General features: G+C 39.3%; 15 protein-coding genes. 12 read left to right on the top strand and 3 right to left on the bottom strand.

Going from position 1 to position 16,792, the window contains the following annotated elements:
- Positions 1–5 precede the first annotated feature (5 nt).
- The gene (locus C1A06_RS01760; RefSeq protein WP_101688495.1) at positions 6–872 is read right to left on the bottom strand and encodes a nucleoside phosphorylase; all 867 of its coding nucleotides are present in this window, start codon (positions 870–872) and stop codon (positions 6–8) included.
- A 167-nt stretch (positions 873–1,039) separates the two neighbouring features.
- On the opposite strand from C1A06_RS01760, the gene C1A06_RS01765 reads away from it, so the two are divergent.
- From C1A06_RS01765 to C1A06_RS01820, 12 genes are all read left to right on the top strand, one after another.
- Positions 1,040–1,789 carry a NigD1/NigD2 family lipoprotein gene (locus C1A06_RS01765; RefSeq protein ID WP_101688496.1) on the top strand — a complete coding sequence of 250 codons (750 nt, stop codon included), beginning with the start codon at positions 1,040–1,042 and terminating at the stop codon, positions 1,787–1,789.
- A 133-nt stretch (positions 1,790–1,922) separates the two neighbouring features.
- Complete coding sequence (locus tag C1A06_RS01770; RefSeq protein ID WP_101688497.1) at positions 1,923–2,315, top strand: ATP synthase subunit B family protein; 393 nt, start codon at positions 1,923–1,925, stop codon at positions 2,313–2,315.
- Positions 2,316–2,387: 72 nt separating this feature from the next.
- Positions 2,388–2,783 (top strand): hypothetical protein, encoded by a 396-nt coding sequence (locus C1A06_RS01775; RefSeq protein ID WP_101688498.1) that lies wholly within the window; start codon positions 2,388–2,390, stop codon positions 2,781–2,783.
- A gap of 72 nt (positions 2,784–2,855) precedes the next feature.
- Entirely contained in the window at positions 2,856–3,251 is a 396-nt protein-coding gene (locus C1A06_RS01780) for a hypothetical protein (RefSeq protein WP_101688499.1), read from the top strand.
- Between the two features lie 118 nt (positions 3,252–3,369).
- Positions 3,370–3,783, top strand: coding sequence for a DUF6769 family protein (locus C1A06_RS01785; protein WP_145996321.1), 414 nt, complete (start codon positions 3,370–3,372; stop codon positions 3,781–3,783).
- Positions 3,784–3,880: 97 nt separating this feature from the next.
- The gene (locus C1A06_RS01790; protein WP_101688501.1) at positions 3,881–5,080 is read left to right on the top strand and encodes an efflux RND transporter periplasmic adaptor subunit; all 1,200 of its coding nucleotides are present in this window, start codon (positions 3,881–3,883) and stop codon (positions 5,078–5,080) included.
- A 20-nt stretch (positions 5,081–5,100) separates the two neighbouring features.
- On the top strand, positions 5,101–8,184 hold the full coding sequence (locus C1A06_RS01795; RefSeq protein ID WP_101688502.1) for an efflux RND transporter permease subunit: 3,084 nt from the start codon (positions 5,101–5,103) through the stop codon (positions 8,182–8,184).
- Between the two features lie 14 nt (positions 8,185–8,198).
- The gene (locus C1A06_RS01800) at positions 8,199–9,395 is read left to right on the top strand and encodes a TolC family protein (RefSeq protein ID WP_101688503.1); all 1,197 of its coding nucleotides are present in this window, start codon (positions 8,199–8,201) and stop codon (positions 9,393–9,395) included.
- Positions 9,396–9,601: 206 nt separating this feature from the next.
- A complete protein-coding gene (glpA, locus tag C1A06_RS01805; RefSeq protein ID WP_101688504.1) occupies positions 9,602–11,236 on the top strand; it encodes an anaerobic glycerol-3-phosphate dehydrogenase subunit A in 1,635 nt (544 codons plus the stop codon).
- Entirely contained in the window at positions 11,226–12,482 is a 1,257-nt protein-coding gene (glpB, locus tag C1A06_RS01810) for a glycerol-3-phosphate dehydrogenase subunit GlpB (RefSeq protein WP_101688505.1), read from the top strand. The genes glpA and glpB overlap by 11 nt, the downstream gene beginning before the upstream one ends.
- Before the next feature lie 7 nt (positions 12,483–12,489).
- Complete coding sequence (gene glpC, locus C1A06_RS01815; RefSeq protein ID WP_101688583.1) at positions 12,490–13,707, top strand: anaerobic glycerol-3-phosphate dehydrogenase subunit GlpC; 1,218 nt, start codon at positions 12,490–12,492, stop codon at positions 13,705–13,707.
- Positions 13,708–14,068: 361 nt separating this feature from the next.
- Complete coding sequence (locus C1A06_RS01820) at positions 14,069–14,248, top strand: hypothetical protein (RefSeq protein ID WP_145996322.1); 180 nt, start codon at positions 14,069–14,071, stop codon at positions 14,246–14,248.
- An 89-nt stretch (positions 14,249–14,337) separates the two neighbouring features.
- On the opposite strand, the gene C1A06_RS01825 is transcribed toward C1A06_RS01820, so the two are convergent.
- Both C1A06_RS01825 and C1A06_RS01830 read right to left on the bottom strand, forming a co-directional pair.
- Entirely contained in the window at positions 14,338–15,147 is an 810-nt protein-coding gene (locus tag C1A06_RS01825; protein ID WP_101688507.1) for a hypothetical protein, read from the bottom strand.
- 29 nt (positions 15,148–15,176) lie between these two features.
- Positions 15,177–16,757 carry a peptide chain release factor 3 gene (locus C1A06_RS01830; protein WP_101688508.1) on the bottom strand — a complete coding sequence of 527 codons (1,581 nt, stop codon included), beginning with the start codon at positions 16,755–16,757 and terminating at the stop codon, positions 15,177–15,179.
- Between the last annotated feature and the right edge of the window lie 35 nt (positions 16,758–16,792).

Consider the following 16,792-nt stretch of genomic DNA (forward strand, 5'->3'; position numbering starts at 1 on the left):
TTTCATCAAATACGATCAAGCACTTTCTCGATCAGATCTTCGATTGAACCTTTGTAGTTTGCGTTCGATTCACCTGCCAAACGATTGGCTATAATCGTACAAACTGTCATGGCCTTGTGTCCCATCAAACGGCCTAAGCCTGCCAGAGGAGCACTTTCCATCTCGTAATTGGTGATCATGTGTCCGTCAAATTTGAAAGCTTCGATTTTGCTGTTCAAATCCGGATTTGCCAACGGCATACGCACATATCGTCCCTGAGGACCATAGAATCCGATAGCCGAAATTGTTACACCTTTGATCATGTCGTGTCCTACGCGCTGAACCAATTCTTCATCGGCTTTTACTACGTATGGCGAGCAGTGTAGCGGATTCCAGTTTACATATTTCTTGAATGCATCTTCAAAATCCAGCTCAACTACATTGTTACGGCCATCATAGTAGTTCAAAACTCCATCAAATCCGATCGATCTTTCGGCAACAACATACGATCCTATACCGCAGTGAGGCTGTAATCCGCCCGATGTTCCTACGCGCACCATAGTCAGTTGTTTGAAATCTTTCTTTACTTCGCGGGTCTTGAAGTCCACATTTGCCAATGCGTCCAGTTCGGTCAGAACAATATCTATATTATCGGGGCCTATACCATGAGATATGGCCGTGATACGTTTACCCTTGTACTTTCCGGTTATTGTACGGAATTCGCGGCTCTGTATTGTACATTCTATCTCGTCGAAGAATGAAGCTGTCAGATCAACTCGGCTCGGATCACCCATCATGATGATTTTGTCCGATAGCTGTTCAGGTTTGATGTGCAAGTGGAATACGCTTCCATCATCATTGATAATTAACTCTGAGGCTGGTATAATTCTCATAAACGTCAATTTTAATATTTATTACAAACTTACACAAAAAAGCTGTTAAACAATTCGCTATCTCAATTTATTATATATTAACATTCGAAGATGCAACAATGTCCGGATATGTGCATCTTAAAGATGTAACAGTTTTCTAGACAGATAAATTAAATTATTAAAAGAGTATGAACAGTATATTTAATTTGAAAAAAATCGTGTTATTCGGAGCCGTGATAGTAACCGCATTGGGATTTCATTCATGTTTGGATGACGATAATGATAGTTATTCAAAATTATTTCCGAATGCACTTGTAACAACTAAAACAGCAACTGATAATACATTCTTTCTTCAACTAGATGATAGCACTACGCTATTGCCTATCAACATGGATAAGTCTCCATATGGAGATAAAGAAGTGAGAGCTTTGGTAAACTATGATGTTGTGAAAGACCCTAGCGGACCGTATAGCAAGTCGGTTCATGTCAATTGGATAGACAGTATATTGACTAAAACGATTGCTCCTGATTTGGGCGAGGAAAATGACAAAGTGTATGGCACAGATCCAGTAGAGATGGTTGCCGATTGGATAACAATTGCCGAAGATGGCTACCTTACATTGCGTTTCAGAACGCTATGGGATCGATATAGTGAGCCTCATTTTGTTAATTTACTATTAGGCAACAATCCGGACAATCCGTACGAAGTAGAATTCCGACACAATGCTCATGGCGATGTTGATGGTCGTTGGGGCGATGGTTTAGTTGCATTCCGACTTGATCAGCTACCCGATACAGAAGGCGAAACCGTGAAATTGACACTGAAGTGGAAATCATTTAGTGGCGACAAATCTGCCGAATTTGATTATTGTACCCGCAAATCGACAGCAGGCGGCGAAGAAGCCGCTAAGGTAAGAAACCAGTTGAACATCCAATAACCAATTTTCAATATTTTCTAAGTCTCCGTAGTTTGATTACTGCGGGGACTTTCTTTGTTGATTGTTTTTTATTGGTGATGCAACATATTTTGTATTTGATGCATCATATTAGTATAACCAATATTTATTGACTATGAAAAAAAGAACGTTATACCTTATTAGTGTTATTATACTTTTTGTAGGTTTTGCTTGCGATAAGAATGATGATGTTAGAATCGAGGGTTATGAAAAAGCAGAGGTTGAATGGCAGAATTGCATATCGGCTGATCAAAAGCATCTTAAGAAGTTGAAACGAGTTGAAGGGCAAATCATTTCAAAAGAAATTGATCAATATATATCGCTTACTCTCATCGTAAGTGCCGATGGAGAAGAGTATGATCCATGTAATTCGGATTTTTTGGATGAAAATATCGGGGCTCATGTTATCTTTTCGGGTGATACTTATGGTGGCGATCCTGCAACCGATTATATCTATTATGCTAAAGGTGGTTTCTTGAAACTTAAAGAATTGTGGATAAAAAAATGAGATTGTTGGTGATGTGATGCAACATTTTTTGTATTTGAAGCATCATAGTAGTATAACCAATATTTATAAACTATGAAAAAAAGAATATTATACCTTATTAGTGCAATTATGCTTTTTGTAGGTTTTTCCTGTGATAAGAATGATGATGTTAGAATCAAGGGTTATGAAAAAGTAGAAGTCGAATGGCAGAATTGTATATCGGCTGATCAACAGCATATCATGAAGTTGAAACGGGTTGAAGGGCAAATCATTTCAAAAGAAATTGATTCAGGCAATTTCTCGCTTACTCTCATTGTGACTTCCGATGGGGAAGAGTATATTCCATGTGATTCTGATTTCTTGGATGAAAATATCGGGGCTCATATAATCTTTTCGGGTGATACTTATGGTACTGATCCACTTGCACTATATATATATGTCGCTGAAGGTGGTTTCTTGAAGCCCACAGAATTGTGGATAAAAAAATGAGATTGTTGGTGATGTGATGCAACATTTTTTGTATTTGAAGCATCATAGTAGTATAACCAATATTTATAGACTATGAAAAAAAGAATGTTATACCTTATTAGTGCAATTATGCTTTTTGTAGGTTTTTCCTGTGATAAGAATGATGATGTTAGGATCGAGGATTATGAAAAAGCTGAAATTGAATGGCCGAATTGCATATCAGACGATCAAGGCCATCTAATGAAATTAGAACAAGTAAAAGGACAGATTATTTCAAAAAAAATAGAATTATTCAATCGTTCTATAACTCTCATTAAAGGTTCTGATGGAAAAGAGTACTTGCCTTGTGATTCTGATTTCTTGAATGAGAATATTGGGGCTTATGTAATCTTTTCGGGTGATACCTATGCTGGCGGTATGGCAACTGAATATATCTATTATGCCAAAGATGGTTTTTTGAAGCTCAATGAATTGTGGGTAAGAAAATGATATCAGAAGATGTGATATCTTAGCATCCTTTGTTTATTCACAAAAACAAATAAGGAAAACTAGATAATAGTTTGCTTATTTTGTAATAGTTAGGTGGAAAATTTCTATATTTGCCATCGTGAAACTATACAGAATCATAGCATTAATTTGCATTCTTATTGCAAACCTTTGTATTTTAGGACATGCAATTATACCTCATTGTCATTGCGATAGGGACGAATTGTGTGTGATTATGCATCATAACGATTGTGATGAAAATGCCTGCGATGAGACTCAGCATCACAGTCGCAAAGGAGAGTCAGGAAGCTGTATTCTTACACAGATTGTGCCGCAGCATCATTCGTCGGTAGATGAAATTTTGCCCGATGTGTCTGATAGCAACATTACATTGTTGTTTTACGATATCCCTTTAGATCTATTAAAAATTGATTTGCCAAATACAAGCGTAAGGCATATTGCCTTCGACGAAGTTTCGCATTATACCTCATACGTCAGTCCTACACTAGGATTGAGAGCTCCTCCTTTCATTTAATTACACCCCCGATTTGTTACAAAGCAATTGCATTAGACTAAACGAGTCTGATGTTTTGCATATCTGTTCAAATATTTCAGTAATTAAATGATAAACAATGAAAAAAATATTCTTTTTACTTATGTTGTCTGCATCTGTTATTCTGTATGGATGCAACAAAAACAATAAAACAGATCATGATGCCCACGATCATGCATCCGAAACTCACGATCATGATGCGGAAAATGCCCACGATCACGATCACGACCATGATCATGATGATAAAAATCACAATGCAAACAACATCGAAATGTCGCCCGAACAAGCCAAGAGTGTTGGCTTGGAAGTAATAACTGTACAGCCTGCCGAATTTCACGAAGTGATAAAAACCGGTGGTCGTATAATTTCGGCTCAGGGTGACGAAAAAACAATGTCGGCTAATGTGAGCGGTATTGTTGTTTTCAATAAAAAATCGGTAACCGAAGGTACGCAAGTGCAGAATGGCGAAGTGCTAATCAGTATTTCGACTCGTAATATTGCCGATGGAGATATTGTTGCTCGTACGCGTAATGCTTACGAAGCTGCTAAAAGAGAGTACGATAGAGCGAATACGTTGATGGAAGATATGCTTATTTCGCAGAAAGAGTACAACGATATCAAATTGAATTACGAGAATGCCAAAGCTTCATATCGTGCATTCGAGAATAACAACTCAGCTTCGGGCGCATCGGTCAGAGCTCCGATGAGTGGTTATGTAAAATCATGCCTTGTTACCGAAGGACAGTATGTTGAGGTAGGACAACCCTTGATTGTTGTTACACAAAACAGACGTCTGCAGCTTCAAGCCGAAGTCTCTGAGAAATATTATACAAGCCTGCCTACGATTCGTTCGGCTAATTTCAAAACAGCTTACGACAATAAGTTGCATCAGCTGGATGAAATGAATGGCCGGGTTACCTCATACGGCCGATCGGCAAACGAAAATAGCTTTCTTATTCCGATCAATTTCGAGTTCGATAACGTTGGAAACGTGATGTCGGGTTCTTTTGCTGAAGTATTCTTGCTCGGTCAGAAGAAAGAGAATGCAATTGTTGTTCCGATAACGGCTTTAGTTGAAGAGCAAGGTACATTTTATGCATTCATCAAGTTGGATGATTTTCATTATACACGTCGTGAAGTTAAGTTAGGGGCGACCGATGGCGAGAATGTCGAAATCCTTTCGGGCTTGGCTGTCGGCGACAAAGTAGTGAGTAAAGGTGCTTATCATGTGAAACTTGCATCCTTGTCTGAAGCTATTCCTCACGGACATACACATTAAAATAGGGGAGGAGTAGACTTATGTTGAATAAAATAATACATTTTGCGTTGCATAACCGTTTTACGGTATTGGTTGCAGCCGTGATCATACTGGTTGCGGGATTGTACACCGCCCGTAATATGGATGTCGATGTTTTCCCTGACTTGAATGCGCCAACAGTCGTTATCATGACTGAGGCTAAAGGGATGGCTCCCGAAGAAGTGGAGCGTATCGTAACTTTTCCTATCGAAACGGCTGTCAATGGAGCAACTGATGTGCGTCGTGTACGTTCGTCTTCCACAACTGGTTTTTCGGTCGTTTGGGTAGAGTTTGATTGGGGTACAGATATCTTCTTGGCAAGACAAATCGTAACTGAAAAGTTAGCCGCTTTGGGAGAAGCGCTTCCAGCAGGAGTCGGAAATCCGACTCTAGGACCTCAATCATCTATTTTGGGCGAAGTTATGACTATTGGTGTAACTGCCGATTCTACGAGTTTGCTTGATTTGCGAACAATAGCCGATTGGACAATCCGTCCGCGATTGCTCTCGATTGGTGGCGTGGCTCAAGTTTCGGTTATAGGTGGAGATATCAAAGAGTATCAGATCCAGTTGGATTTGAATCGCATGCGTCATCTGAATGTGACTTTGGATGAGGTGATGGCTGCTGTTAACGAGATGAATCGAAATGCTTCGGGGGGAGTTATCTACGAATACGGAAACGAATATATAGTTCGCGGTATCATGCAAACTAACGACTTGGATAAATTGGGCAAAACATTGATTCGTCTCGAAGGTAACAGCCCGATAACGCTGGAAGATATTTCGAATATCGAAATAGGTGCCAGTAGTCCCAAACTTGGAGTCGCTTCCGAAAAGGGAAAACCAGCCGTATTGGTAACCGTTACAAAACAACCAAGTACAAGTACAATCGAATTATCAGAAAAAATAGATGCATCTATCGAAGAATTGAGGGCAAATTTACCTGCCGATGTTAAGTTATCGACTGATATTTTCCGTCAGGAACGCTTTATTCAGAGTTCGATTAGTAATGTAGAAAAAGCACTTGTCGAAGGCTCGATCTTTGTGGTTATTGTTCTTTTCCTATTCCTGATGAATGGTCGTACGACTTTCATCTCGTTGATGTCGTTACCAATATCGCTTCTGATGACATTTCTTTCGCTCAAACTGATGGGTATGACCATCAATACGATGAGTCTTGGTGGGATGGCTATTGCTATCGGTTCGCTGGTGGATGATGCCGTAATTGATGTGGAGAATGTATTTAAGCGTTTACGGGAAAATCGGAAAAAATCAAAGGAGCTGCAACAGAGATCGCTTGATGTTATTTTCGAAGCTTCGAAAGAAGTACGAATGCCGATTCTGAATTCTACATTGATCATAATTGCCAGCTTTGTTCCTTTGTTTTTCCTTAGTGGAATGGAAGGCCGTATGTTGATGCCACTAGGTATAGCATTTATCATTGCTTTGATAGCGTCGACAATTGTAGCATTGACCGTTACGCCAGTATTATGTAGTTATCTGTTAGGCTATAAACAGCAAAGTGCTAAAGGTGATCATGAACCTAAATTGGTACAGAAACTGAAAAGTTGGTACACAAAAAGTTTGCATTGGGCACTTGAACATCAAAAAGCCGTTTTGAGTGGAACAGCAGTACTTCTGGTTTCGGCTATTATTGTAGCATTGACATTAGGGCGTAACTTCTTACCTCCATTCAACGAAGGTTCATTTACTATAACATTAAATACATTACCCGGAATATCGTTGGAAGAATCGGATAAAATCGCTCGCCAAGCAGAATTACAGTTGCTTGCGATTCCTGAGATTCAGACCGTAGGAAGAAAAACGGGGCGCGCTGAATTGGATGAACACTCTTTCGGTGTAAATGTATCCGAAATAGAAGCTCCATTCATGTTGGCAGATCGTTCGAAAGATGAACTAGTTGCTGATATTCGCGAGAAGTTGAATGCTATTCCGGGTACTTCAATCGAGATTGGCCAGCCTATATCGCATCGTCTGGATCATATGCTTTCGGGTACTCAGTCTAATATTGCGATAAAGCTATTTGGTAGTGATTTGAACAAGTTATTTCAAATCGGTAATCAGATTAAAAGCTCGATTGAAGATGTAGAAGGTGTAGCCGATTTAAATGTAGAGCAGCAGGTAGAACGTCCGCAATTGGCAATTATTCCGAAGCGTGAAGTGATGGCCAAATATGGTGTTACGTTACCTGAGTTTTCGGAATATGTGTCAGTATTGCTGTCCGGAGAAGAAGTTTCGCAGGTTTATGAGGATAATAAAAGTTTTTCGCTTATCGTAAAAGTGAAAGATGATTATAAGGATACAGCCGAGAAAATAAAGAATCTCTTGGTTGATGCCAATGGCAAGAATGTTCCTTTCGAATATATTGCCGAGATACGCAGTACTTCGGGTCCGAATACAATCAACCGCGAAAATGTACAACGCAAAATTGTTGTTTCGGCCAATGTTGCCGGGCGCGATTTAAGAAGTACTGTAAATGAAATTCAGTCGAAAGTAGCCGAATCGGTACAATTACCCGAAGGATATCACATAGAATATGGTGGCCAGTTCGAAAGCGAACAATCAGCATCACGCACACTGATGTTGACATCTGTTTTGGCTATCCTAGTGATATTTATGCTGTTATTCAATCAGTTTAAGAGTCTGACACAGTCATCGGTAGTGTTGCTCAATCTTCCGCTGTCACTCATTGGCGGGGTGTATGCTATCTGGTTGACTACGGGCGAATTGAGCATCCCTGCTATTATTGGATTCATTTCGCTTTTTGGTATTGCTACACGTAATGGTATTCTATTGATGGCGCATTATAACGATTTGCATGCGCGTGGCGAATCTGTTGATGAAACAATTATTCATGGATCTATCGACCGGTTGAATCCGATCTTGATGACAGCTCTTTGTTCGGCATTAGCTTTGATTCCGTTGGCAATACAAGGAAGTTTGCCGGGTAATGAAATACAAAGCCCGATGGCAAAAGTTATCTTGGGTGGATTATTCACATCTACACTTCTCAATATGTATATTATACCTATTATGTATAAACTATTGCATAGAAAGGAAAATTAAAACACGATGTTCGTATGAAAAAAATAATATTTATAACACTGCTATTCGCATCTTCGCTTGTTGCTCGTTCGCAATCGGGATTCGATAATGTGATGCAGCAGATAGAAACTAATAATACAACTCTGAAAGCTTATGATCAGCAACGGCAGGCTAGTCGTGCCGGTAATCATACGGGAATAAATATGGAGAATCCCGAAGTAGAGTTCGGCCGCATGTGGGGAACGAATTCGAAAGCTGAAGGATATAAATATGATGTAGGAGTTACACAAACATTCGACTTTCCGACAGCCTATCATCATAAGAAAAAGTTGGCTAAAGATCAGGATCAGATATCTGATCTTACCTATATGGAACAACGAAATGAAATTCTGAACGAAGCCCGTATAATCTGCATCGAGCTGCTCTATCAGAAAATTATGTGTCGCGAATTGTTGGAGAGAAAGCTTGTGGCTGATCAGTTATTCGATGCTACCGAAAAGCGTTTTAAATCGGGCGATATAGATGTATTAGAGCGAAATAAGGCTAGAATCAACCAGATAAATGCTGAAAAAGCTTTGCAATTGTGCGAAGTAGAAGTGGATGTCTTGACATCTGAATTAACGCGTATTAATGGAGGTGTAGCTGTAGAATGGACGGATGTGTCTTATCCCGTAACGAAGGCTTTACCAATAAGTTTCGATGATTGGTATACAAGTATAGAGATTAATAACCCTTCTATAAAGCTTGCTTCGCAGCAAATTGAAGCTAGCAGAAGGCAGGAACAACTGACTAAGTCGCTGAATCTGCCCAAAATATCAGCAGGGTATCGTAAAGCATATGAAGCGGGAGGTCATTTTAGTGGTTTTGTTGTGGGAATGTCTATCCCTTTGTGGGGCGGAAAGAATACAGTGAAGCAGCGCAAGGCCGAAACAGTGGCTATGACAGTTCTATACGAAGATACACGTTTACAGTTTCGCAACGAATTGAAAAAAGAATATGAAAAGGCAATTCGCTTGGAAAAACTATTGAAAGAGTATGACGATGTGTTGAATGCTTCGAACAATCACGAACTTATGCTCAAAGCATTCAATCTGGGACAGTTGTCACTAGTGGGTTATCTGCAAGAATTATCGATCTATTACGAACTGAAAGATAGTTATTACAGCACAGAAAAAGATTATTACTTGGCTTGGTCTGAGCTGATGCGTTGGGATACTAGCTTTCAAAACTAATTTGAAGATTTAAATGATATCGAAAGAGCCGCCTTTTAGGGTGGCTCTTTTTGTATTTGGCATCTGGGCTTAGTTAGTATGCATATTGATGGAATATTTAATTAGTTTCGATAAGTTTCATATTTAACATTAAATATTTTTATTTCTTTCGAATATTTGTTTTATTTGTATCGTCAATTGAGATTAACCAATAATATGCCATATATATGAAAGAAACCGTCAATAAACCTTATGATGTGATCATTATCGGAGGTGGTGCTACAGGGGCAGGTACAGCCCGAGACTGTAGCCGAAGAGGCTTGCGGACTCTGTTGCTCGAGCGATTTGATATCGCCACGGGTGCTACAGGACGAAACCATGGGCTTTTGCATAGCGGAGCCAGATATGCTGTGACGGATGCCGAATCGGCAGAAGAATGTATCAAAGAAAATATGATTCTGAAACGCATTGCTCATCATTGTGTTGAGAAAACAGATGGTCTGTTTCTTACTTTGCCTGAGGATGATATCAATTTCCAAAAAACATTTGTTGAGGCTTGTACAAGAGCCGGAATCGAAACTGAAATTCTCGATCCGAAACAAGCTTTACTTCTTGAGCCATCAGCCAATCCAAATATGTTGGGTGCTGTTCGTGTTCCTGACGGGGCGGTCGATCCATTTCGGTTGACGGCTGCAAATATCATTGATGCACAAGATCATGGAGCAATAATCATGACTTATCATGAGGTCGTTGGTTTGATTCGTGAAGGTGGAAAAGTAATTGGAGTAAAAGCTTTCGATCATAAATCGAAAGTTACGAAAGAAATATATGCGGAAATAACCGTAAATGCCGGAGGAATCTGGGGACAACATATTTCGGAGTTTGCAGATGTTAAAATTAATATGATGCCGGCGAAAGGATCGTTATTGATTTTTGGCCATCGTGTGAATAATATGGTATTGAACAGGTGCCGCAAACCAGCCGATGCTGATATCCTTGTTCCGGGTGATACTATTTCGCTGATTGGTACAACTTCGGTTAGAATACCATACGACGAGATCGACAATATGAAAGTAACTCAGGAAGAGGTTGATATACTTATTCGTGAAGGAGAAAAATTGGCACCAAAACTTGCATATACTCGTATTTTGAGAGCCTATGCGGGGGTTAGACCGCTTGTAGCTGCCGATAACGATCCTACTGGACGTAACATCAGTCGTGGAATTGTATTGTTAGATCACGCTATTCGTGATGGATTGGAAGGGTATATCACAATTACCGGAGGTAAGTTGATGACTTATCGTTTGATGGCTGAGTGGACAACGGATTTGATCTGTAGAAAACTCAATGTTTCAGGAAAATGTACAACAGCCGAAGAAAATTTGCCAGGTTCTCGCGAAAGTTTCGAGGAAATAAATAAAAAAATCGTATCGATACCTGCAACATCGCGTCAGTCGGCAATTTCGCGTCATGGCGATATGGCTGCTAAGCTTTCGGGAAATGATGATTTTCAGAATGGTTTGGTCTGCGAATGCGAAAATGTTTCGGTAGGAGAGGTGGAGTTTGCATTGAAAGAATTGAACGTAACCAATCTTGTCGATCTTCGCCGACGTACACGTGTAGGTATGGGGACTTGTCAAGGAGAGTTGTGTGCTTGTCGTGCAGCCGGATTGATGGGATCGTCAATATCATGTACTGAAAAATCGATGAAAGATTTGATGTCTTTCTTGAATGAACGTTGGAAAGGTGTTTATCCAATTGCTTGGGGTGATGCACTTCGCGAAAGTGAATATACAACTTGGGTATATGAGAGTGTGTGTGGTTTAGAACAAACAGATAAAACAGCGAACGATGAAATTTGATACAATTATAATAGGTGGAGGTCTGGCAGGCCTTGTATGCGGAATAAAACTTTTGCAGAATAACCAGCGATGTGCAATTGTTTCGTCCGGACAAAGTGCATTGCACTTTTCTTCGGGATCGTTCGATTTACTGAATAAATTGCCTGATGGCACAGAGGTTGCTAATCCGCTAGAAGCTGTTGAGCAATTGATTGCTGCAAAACCTAAGCATCCATATGCTAAAATGGGTGGCGAAACATTCCGATCTTTAGTTGGCGAAGCCAAATCATTCTTTGATGGAGTGGGCTTCCCTACGATAGGAGATGGACGGACGAACCATTTCCGAGCAACTCCATTCGGATTGATGAGACCGACATGGCTTACTTTCGAAAATTATGTAACAAGCATTAGTGCAGATAAATTACCATGGAAGAAAGTCTCTATTTTTACGATAGCCGGATTTTTAGATTTTTATCCCAAATATATTGCTGATGAGTTTCATAAGCTAGGAACCGAATCGGAGATTCATGCTTTCGATTTGCCAAAGCTTGCTCATCTGCGCCGTAATCCTAGTGAGCTGCGTGCTACTAATATTGCTTATGCTCTGGATAAAGATGAAGATACCGAGCTATTTATAAAGATTTTGTCAGATAATAGTAAAAATTGTGATGCTATTATTCTACCGGCTTGTTTCGGATTGAATAATCTTACAATGAAAGATCAATTGGAAAAAGCAGTAGGTAAACCTATTCTCTTTATTCCTACATTGCCGCCATCTATTGCGGGGATTTATACACAGCAATATCTGCAGCACTATTTCAAACATTTAGGTGGTGTGTATATGTTGGGTGATAATGTAATGAAAGCTGATGTTGAGGGAAATAAAGTGAAGCGCATCTATTCGTTCAATCATGGTGATATACCTTTCGTAGCAGAAAACTTTGTGTTGGCAACAGGAAGCTTTTTTAGCCAAGGTGTGATTGCTACTCTGGATAAAGTGTACGAACCGGTTTTTGATCTGGATATTGAATATTCTAATAAAAGAGAGGATTGGTACGAAAAGAATCTTTTCGAAAAGCATAACTATCAGGAATACGGAGTAGAGACGGATAAGTCTTTCAGAGCTTTGAAAAAAGGTGTAGCCTTTGAAAATCTGTATGCATCGGGAGCTGTATTGAGTGGTTTCAATGCCATAAAAGAGGGGACCGGAGCTGGTGTTTCGATATTGAGTGCTTTACATATTGCAGAACAAATACTTAAAAAGTAAGATCGAGATGAATTTACAACAACATAATATAAGCAGTAACAACTTTGAGCAATGTATCAAGTGTACAATTTGTACAGTCTACTGCCCCGTATCAGCAGTCAATCCAAATTATCCCGGACCAAAACAAGCTGGTCCTGATGGTGAACGCTTGCGTTTGAAAGAGCCTTTGTTCTTTGATGAGTCGTTGAAATACTGTTTGAACTGTAAGCGTTGCGAGGTGGCTTGTCCTTCGAATGTACGTATCGGTGATATCATTCAGTCGGCACGTATCAAGTACAGCAAGAAGAAGCCGAAACTGCGTGATATGATACTCGCAAATACGGATATTGTAGGAACGTTGACAACACCATTTTCTCCGATAGTAAATCCTATTCTAGGCTTGAAAGCTACTCGTAAGGTGTTGGATATGACATTGGCTATCGATCATCGCCGTATATTCCCCAAATATGCTTTTGGAACATTCGAAAGCTGGATGAAAAAGCAAGCTGCTAAGCAGAAAGAATTTCCTAAGCAAGTGAGTTTCTTCCATGGCTGTTACGTGAATTACAACAACCCTCAGTTGGGTAAAGACTTAGTGAAGGTATTCAATGCACTTGGAATAGGTGTTCAGTTGCTGAAGAAGGAAAAATGTTGCGGTGTAGCCCTTATTTCGAACGGATTGATCAATCAGGCAAAACGTCAGGCTAAAGTAAATATAGACTCGATACGTGAATCGGTTATAGACAAGAAAATACCGGTGGTGGCAACATCATCTACATGTACATTTACTATTCGTGATGAGTATCCACATTTGTTGGATATTGATAATTCGGATGTGAAGGATCAGGTAGAATTGGCTACACGTTACATCTTCCGTTTGATGAGTCAGAATGAAGATTTGAAGCTGAAATTCAAGAAAGATGTCGTAAAAGTGGCTTATCATACGCCCTGTCATATGGAGAAATTGGGCTGGTCGTATTATTCGATTGAGTTGATGAAACTGATCCCTAATCTTGAATTGACAATCCTTGATTCGCAATGTTGTGGTATAGCCGGAACTTATGGTTTCAAGAAAGAAAATTATAAAACATCGCAAGATATTGGTGCATCGTTGTTCGAAAAGATTGAAGCAGCAGATATCGACTGTGTTGTCAGTGATTGCGAAACATGTAAATGGCAGATCGAGATGTCGACAAGCCGTAAATGTGAGCATCCATTGTCTATTTTGGCTCGATGTTTAGAATAAATAAAAGTTTCGTTTTTGGAGATTGTGGTGTTTCGATTTTAGGGGCGTGAATACTAGTTCGTAAATTTAACATTTAACCGATCGAGGCACCATCTAATCTGCTAAGCAACTGTTTTAGACTTTGAATTGTGTTAAAATATGGATTTATGGTGTCTTCTTTCGATTTCTAGGGTATATCAGAATGCGAAATTAAAAAGGAACTAATATTTAACTATTCGAAACTTTGAGGTCAGATTAATATTTCATATATTTGTAGAGCAGGATAAAGTAGAAGACTGTTTAGACCTAATAAAATTTCGTTTATACTTTTGATCTGTTTTATCAGTGTTTAAGATTATTGAATTTTAAAAAACTACTAAAGATGAGTAAAGTTTATGAGATAAATGTGCAAGGCATGTCAGATCAGACAAGAAATGCTTACTCTTTGGATTTTACCAAAATGGAAAATATGGACACATATACATCTCTATTGAATGTATATAAAGAAGTCCTTAAGTTCGTTGATTTTGGTGGAATGATAAAAAGGCTAAGCGGGAAGTAAAATTAATACGTACAGTAATGAATAAATGTGAAAGTTAAAAGCGATATCTGATGAATACAGGTATCGCTTTTTTGTTTGGACTTCTATTGCTATTTTTTCTTTGATTTGAATTTTGCTAAAAACGCTTTCTTACGGAGTCTGTTTTCATCAAACTTATTTTTTGCTTCAATTGCTTTTCCCAAAAGATTACTATCCCATCCACGTTTCTCAATATAATGCTTAGCTACAAACTCGAATAAATCCAAGCGGTAGGTAAATCGAGTCAGGTTATCGAAACAATCTTTTATGGGAATGTCTTCACCGATAGGGTAGACTTTCATACGATTAATATCGATAACTGAAAATGTATAATGTCCATTATCCAGTATATGATATTGAACGTTCGTTTGATTCAAATCGTGATGTAATATACCTTTCAGATGCAGTTCGGCGGCAAATTCTGCAAAGTCTTTAGCCAATACCTGATCGAAATCTTCCAAGTCGTGCAGTCTGCTTTTGATGGCAGGAGCGTAGTCGCTGGCTGATATGAAGTAGGTATCACCGATAAAACCATCTTTCCAATACTCAATATAAGCTAGCTCAAGCGGAGTATCTATATCCCGTTGGCGTAATATAGTTGCATTGTTAAATGCTCTTTTGGCCTTACTTGGTCTGAAGAAACTATATCCAATGCGTTGAATAATGTTCGGACTTTTATATTTTTTGACGATAACATCGTTCAGTATATTATCAGATTCGTCAAGTGTGAATGATTTGATAACATTCCTCTTATTATAGAGAGTTTTTCCATCATTTGTGAATCTATCGGTAATATGCGATAGAAAATCTCGCAGATTATCATTTGTCTGATAATCCGGATTGATGGTTATTTTAGCTTTATATGATTTATCAGCTGACATGAGACTCTCCGTAATTGGGTATTCTGAACTTAAAATTCCGATGTAAAGTGAAATTTTATATCTTGAAAATCTTGCTGAGCCATCATCAATACATAATTTGAATCGGCCAAGAATACATCACGGTCGTCTTTGTCCTTTGCCATATACTGAGCCTTGCGACGTTTGAAATCGTTAAGCTGTTCAGCGTTATCACTTTCTATCCAGCAAGCTTTATAAAGATTGATCGGCTCCCAGCGACATTTTGCACCATATTCATGCAGCAAGCGGTATTGAATAACTTCGAACTGAAGTTGCCCAACTGTACCAATGATTTTGCGGTTGTTGAACTGATTTACGAATATCTGAGCTACACCTTCGTCCATCAACTGATCGATACCTTTCTGAAGTTGTTTAGTCTTCATAGGGTCGTCGTTCTCTATGTATTTAAACATCTCAGGCGAGAAGCTTGGTAATCCTTTGAAGTGTAGATTTTCGCCAGATGTCAATGTATCTCCGATTTTGAAGTTTCCCGTATCAGGCAAACCAACTATATCTCCGGCATATGCTTCGTCTACAGTTTCTTTCTTCTGTGCCATGAAGGCAGTAGGAGAGGAGAAGCGCATTTCGCGATTGAAACGCACGTGCTTGTAATAAACATTACGCTCAAATTTACCCGAACATACTTTCACGAAGGCAATACACGAACGGTGATTTGGGTCCATATTGGCATGTATCTTGAAGATGAATCCGGTAAAGGCTTCTTCTTCTGGTCGTACTGTTCTTTCAACAGCATCTACCGGACGCGGTGATGGAGCAATGTTAACAAAGCAATCCAATAGTTCCTTTATCCCAAAGTTATTCAGTGCAGATCCGAAGAAAACGGGAGCGATTTCGCCTTTCAGATAATCTTCGACATTCAATTCAGGGTATACACCTTGTATCAAGTCTATATCTTCGCGAAGTTTACCGGCTAATTTATCGCCAATATGTTTTTCCAGTTCCGGACTATTAATATCTTTCAATTCGACCGACTCGGTAACAACTTGTTTGCTTTGTTTGTATAGGTCTAATTTCTTTTCGTATAGATTGTACACACCCTTGAAATTCTGTCCACTGTCTATTGGCCAGCTCAATGGTAGTACTTTTATCTTTAGTTCTTCTTCTATTTCGTCAAGCAAATCGAATGGATCTTTACCATCGCGGTCCATTTTATTCATGAACACAATCACTGGCGTCTTACGCATACGGCAAACTTCCATCAATCGACGGGTTTGAACTTCTACCCCTTTTGATGAGTCTACCACAACAATAACACTATCTACGGCAGTAAGGGTACGGAAAGTATCTTCTGCGAAATCCTGGTGACCAGGAGTATCGAGAATATTAACTTTGTGTCCTTCGTATTCGAATCCCATTACCGATGTGGCAACCGATATACCGCGTTGTTTCTCAATCTCCATCCAGTCAGATGTTGCTGTCTTTTTAATCTTATTCGATTTTACAGCTCCAGCTACGTGGATAGCTCCCCCGAAAAGTAGTAGCTTTTCGGTCAGTGTAGTCTTACCTGCATCGGGGTGACTGATGATGGCAAACGTTCGGCGACGGCGTATTTCTTTTTCTAATTCACTCATTGTTGCGATGTATATCTTCTTTTCAGCGTGCAAAG

This window comes from Dysgonomonas massiliensis, from assembly GCF_900240225.1.
GTDB lineage: Bacteria > Bacteroidota > Bacteroidia > Bacteroidales > Dysgonomonadaceae > Dysgonomonas > Dysgonomonas massiliensis.

Coding starts and splice junctions, on each gene's coding strand:
- glpB (WP_101688505.1), top strand. CDS start 11,226: ATGAAATTTGATACAATTATAATAGGTGGAGGTCTGGCAGGCCTTGTA.
- C1A06_RS01830 (WP_101688508.1), bottom strand. CDS start 16,757: ATGAGTGAATTAGAAAAAGAAATACGCCGTCGCCGAACGTTTGCCATC.
- C1A06_RS01820 (WP_145996322.1), top strand. CDS start 14,069: ATGAGTAAAGTTTATGAGATAAATGTGCAAGGCATGTCAGATCAGACA.
- C1A06_RS01765 (WP_101688496.1), top strand. CDS start 1,040: ATGAACAGTATATTTAATTTGAAAAAAATCGTGTTATTCGGAGCCGTG.
- C1A06_RS01775 (WP_101688498.1), top strand. CDS start 2,388: ATGAAAAAAAGAATATTATACCTTATTAGTGCAATTATGCTTTTTGTA.
- C1A06_RS01795 (WP_101688502.1), top strand. CDS start 5,101: ATGTTGAATAAAATAATACATTTTGCGTTGCATAACCGTTTTACGGTA.
- C1A06_RS01800 (WP_101688503.1), top strand. CDS start 8,199: ATGAAAAAAATAATATTTATAACACTGCTATTCGCATCTTCGCTTGTT.
- glpC (WP_101688583.1), top strand. CDS start 12,490: ATGAATTTACAACAACATAATATAAGCAGTAACAACTTTGAGCAATGT.
- C1A06_RS01770 (WP_101688497.1), top strand. CDS start 1,923: ATGAAAAAAAGAACGTTATACCTTATTAGTGTTATTATACTTTTTGTA.
- C1A06_RS01825 (WP_101688507.1), bottom strand. CDS start 15,147: ATGTCAGCTGATAAATCATATAAAGCTAAAATAACCATCAATCCGGAT.
- C1A06_RS01790 (WP_101688501.1), top strand. CDS start 3,881: ATGAAAAAAATATTCTTTTTACTTATGTTGTCTGCATCTGTTATTCTG.
- C1A06_RS01780 (WP_101688499.1), top strand. CDS start 2,856: ATGAAAAAAAGAATGTTATACCTTATTAGTGCAATTATGCTTTTTGTA.
- C1A06_RS01760 (WP_101688495.1), bottom strand. CDS start 872: ATGAGAATTATACCAGCCTCAGAGTTAATTATCAATGATGATGGAAGC.
- glpA (WP_101688504.1), top strand. CDS start 9,602: ATGAAAGAAACCGTCAATAAACCTTATGATGTGATCATTATCGGAGGT.